The sequence below is a fragment of the Thermomonas beijingensis genome (assembly GCF_020034655.1).
Lineage (GTDB): Bacteria > Pseudomonadota > Gammaproteobacteria > Xanthomonadales > Xanthomonadaceae > Thermomonas > Thermomonas beijingensis.
On the sequence record NZ_JAIQDJ010000022.1, the window covers coordinates 1 to 2842 of the forward strand.

General features: G+C 58.8%; 5 protein-coding genes. 2 read left to right on the top strand and 3 right to left on the bottom strand.

The window, feature by feature from the left end; translation table 11 throughout:
* Positions 1-272: hypothetical protein (locus K7B09_RS12815; RefSeq protein ID WP_223629856.1), on the top strand; the 272-nt coding region annotated here is incomplete at its 5' end.
* 138 nt (positions 273-410) lie between these two features.
* Here K7B09_RS12815 and K7B09_RS12820 read toward each other — a convergent pair.
* From K7B09_RS12820 to K7B09_RS12830, 3 genes are all read right to left on the bottom strand, one after another.
* On the bottom strand, positions 411-686 hold the full coding sequence (locus K7B09_RS12820) for a hypothetical protein (protein WP_223629857.1): 276 nt from the start codon (positions 684-686) through the stop codon (positions 411-413).
* 63 nt (positions 687-749) lie between these two features.
* Positions 750-947, bottom strand: a complete 198-nt coding sequence (locus K7B09_RS13350; protein WP_223629858.1) for a DUF551 domain-containing protein — start codon at positions 945-947, stop codon at positions 750-752.
* A 103-nt stretch (positions 948-1050) separates the two neighbouring features.
* Positions 1051-1365 (bottom strand): hypothetical protein, encoded by a 315-nt coding sequence (locus tag K7B09_RS12830; protein ID WP_223629859.1) that lies wholly within the window; start codon positions 1363-1365, stop codon positions 1051-1053.
* Between the two features lie 419 nt (positions 1366-1784).
* Here K7B09_RS12830 and K7B09_RS12835 point away from each other — a divergent pair, with 419 nt between their 5' ends.
* Entirely contained in the window at positions 1785-2249 is a 465-nt protein-coding gene (locus K7B09_RS12835) for a hypothetical protein (RefSeq protein WP_223629860.1), read from the top strand.
* Positions 2250-2842: the final 593 nt, after the last annotated feature.

Genomic DNA, 2842 nt, shown 5'->3' on the forward strand with positions numbered 1-2842 from the left:
TACAACCTAACAGTTCGTTCAAGCCGACGCCGCTTCATGGCATCGTGTTATCTTTCGGCGTCCGGCTGCTGTCGCTTCGGTTGCACCTCGTTGCGGCGCGGCTTAACTCAGGTGTTAGGTTGCAGTGCAGCCCATTGCTCAGGCGTCAAGTGATCGAGAATGTCGCCATTCGGCGTCACTCCGCAGCATGGGCAAGGAGCGTCCGGGTGCTTTACGGCGCGATTAAGAAAATCCGCTTTCCACTCCCACTGTTTTACCTTGCTCGTGATTGAGTAAGGCAAGTGGGACTCCATCTCCCTTATCATCTCAGCCGTGATTTCGGTCATGTCTGCAACCTAACAATTTAATCCAGCCGACCCCGCTTCGAGTCGGCAACTTAGTTCGGTTCCAGCCGCGCGGGGCGGCTGATTTCAAGCGTTAGAGGGCTTTCGTGGCTTCTTGCGCAGTGCCAATCGCAAAGCATCCACCGCACCACCAAAGTCAATGACTGTGCGCGACAACTCGCGGCTTTCCGACTGGATGCGCCGAAGCTCATCGCTCCCCGGAGCTGCCTTTCGCGCAAGCGCCGCCAGTTCTCCGAAGCGCATCGCGCGCGCTTCCTGCAAGCTCGCCTTCCTGTCTATTTCCTTTGCCGCTGCGATCACTGCATCAACGTCCATCGCGCCGCCCTCTAACAATTCATTCAAGCCGACGCCGTTTCGGTTGCGTCGCAAAACCGTGCGCCCCTTCGGCGCGGCTTAATTCAATCGTTAGGTGCTTACTGGCGCTTCGGGTAAGGGCATCCAGTGTGTCGGTGCCTCTGCTAAGTTTTCTGTGTCGTAAACAGCATCCCAGCCGGCAAAATTCTTGCTGCTGAAATACAGAGGGCGGTACACCAGCACGCCGTCATACTGATTCCATCCGAGAATGTTTGAATCCCTCGGTGCAGTCTCAATCGGTTGCCACATGTTCTAATCCTCGCTCGGGTGCAGGACGCACCTAACAATTCGTTCAACTGGATGCCGCTTCTGGTTACTCGCACACCGGGCATCGTCGGCGGCACCAGTTAACTCAATCGTTAGCGCCTTCCTCGCGCTTCGCAGCTTCCATTGCGGCGGCTATTGTTTTGCGGAGCGCGGAGGCTGTGGCGGAGAAATACCCAACACCGGGCGTATCCTCAAGCGCAGCGAGCGCACCTTCGACAATCAGCTCCCACTCAACTGACTCGCGTTTCAGCCTGGCGATTTCCATATCGCGCCACGCCAGCTCGGCAGCAATGTCTGACTTCGCGTGCAGCCCTTCTTCTGTCATTGCAGAAACATGGCGGCAGTAGTAGTTGCCGGCCATATCCATCGCCATCGCGTCTCGTTCTGCGTACTGCTTCATCGCTTCGCCTCCTACGGCGCTAACAACTCATTTGAGCCGAGGCCGCTTCATTGCCTCGGTGTTTGTGGTTACTCGCAGCGGCCCGGCTCAATTCGGGCGTTAGGTTTAGCGCGGAATTTTTTGGGGATGTGCGGGCTTTGCATTGAATTGCGCTTGATAGGTTTACTGTTTGGTTCAAGTGTGCCCTTGCGTACTTGGCCCACAGCGCGCAGGGGACCTGCGCACCGTGGTGGCGGTAGCATTCCGTAGCTTGCTTCGCGTGTGCAGTGGGTCGTCGGGCGCCTACAACCTAACAGTTCGTTCAAGCCGACGCCGCTTCATGGCATCGTGTTATCTTTCGGCGTCCGGCTGCTGTCGCTTCGGTTGCACCTCGTTGCGGCGCGGCTTAACTCAGGTGTTAGCCGCTGATGGGGAGTTCGATGAGACTCGTGTTTCTTCTATTCGCAGCCTGTGTCTGCCTTCCGGCAGGCGCAGCGGACATTGCATCCTGTTCGAATCCTACCGGTAGGGCGTACTTTCCAGCGGTTGGCCTCGTCTCGCCAAATGACGCCGGATGGGCCGAGGACAAGATCACGGGAGGCATCACTAAACTGGTAAAGCTCGGCGAGGGCGAATACGACATTCTCTTCGTGGATGCCACCAAGGACATCATCTCGGCTCGGGGAGACGGCGCCACGGTCATCCCCCTCAACGCCGGCGACAACGTCTTTTCCGTACTGGTGGTCTACCCAGGCAAGACCGCAGAGGCTTACACCTTCATCAAGGACTCCGCTGGTCGCCTCGAGTACCTGCAAACCACCAGTAGGGCTGGCGCCGGTGTCCCCATCGCTAAGGCCAGCGTCATGCAGGGCAGCTGCGCGTACATCAACTTTGATGCGCTTTAGGGCCGCGTCGTCAGCGGCTAACAATTCATTCAAGCCGACGCCGCTTCGCGGCGCGGCTTAACTCAGGTGTTAGGCGCCATGAAACGAGCATCAATACTGGCGTGGTCTAGGGCGGCGTTCGCCGTACTCGGCGCCTTTCTAGCAGCGGGTATCGGGGGCGCTATGGCCGCGGATGCGATGGGCGTTTGGGCCGAGCCTGTAGCGGGCGCGTGCGCAGCTTTCGCCGTTGTCTTATCTGCCTATCTGTTTGCTCCCGCTGGGCGGCTCGCGGCGGCCTCTGTGGCATTAGTTCTTGGCTCACTCGCAGCCTGGCGCGTCGTCGGTGGCGCGAGCTTTCCGGAAAGCTACGGCGCCCGCGCTTATCTACCAACCGAACTGCCGCTCGTGTGCACCATCGGCGCCGGCGTCGTCGCGCTAGGCTGCGCTACCCTTCTCAGCAGGCGTGTACGGTTTAGCGGTCATGGCGCCTAACAATTCGTTCAAGCCGACGCCGCTTCATGGCATCGTGTTATCTTTCGGCGTCCGGCTGCTGTCGCTTCGGTTGCACCTCGTTGCGGCGCGGCTTAACTCAGGTGTTAGGTTTAGCGCGGAAT

What these genes read in the sequence shown, in the direction of transcription:
- K7B09_RS13350 (WP_223629858.1), bottom strand. Translation starts at nt 947, where the DNA reads ATGTGGCAACCGATTGAGACTGCACCGAGGGATTCAAACATTCTCGGA.
- K7B09_RS12830 (WP_223629859.1), bottom strand. Translation starts at nt 1,365, where the DNA reads ATGAAGCAGTACGCAGAACGAGACGCGATGGCGATGGATATGGCCGGC.
- K7B09_RS12835 (WP_223629860.1), top strand. Translation starts at nt 1,785, where the DNA reads ATGAGACTCGTGTTTCTTCTATTCGCAGCCTGTGTCTGCCTTCCGGCA.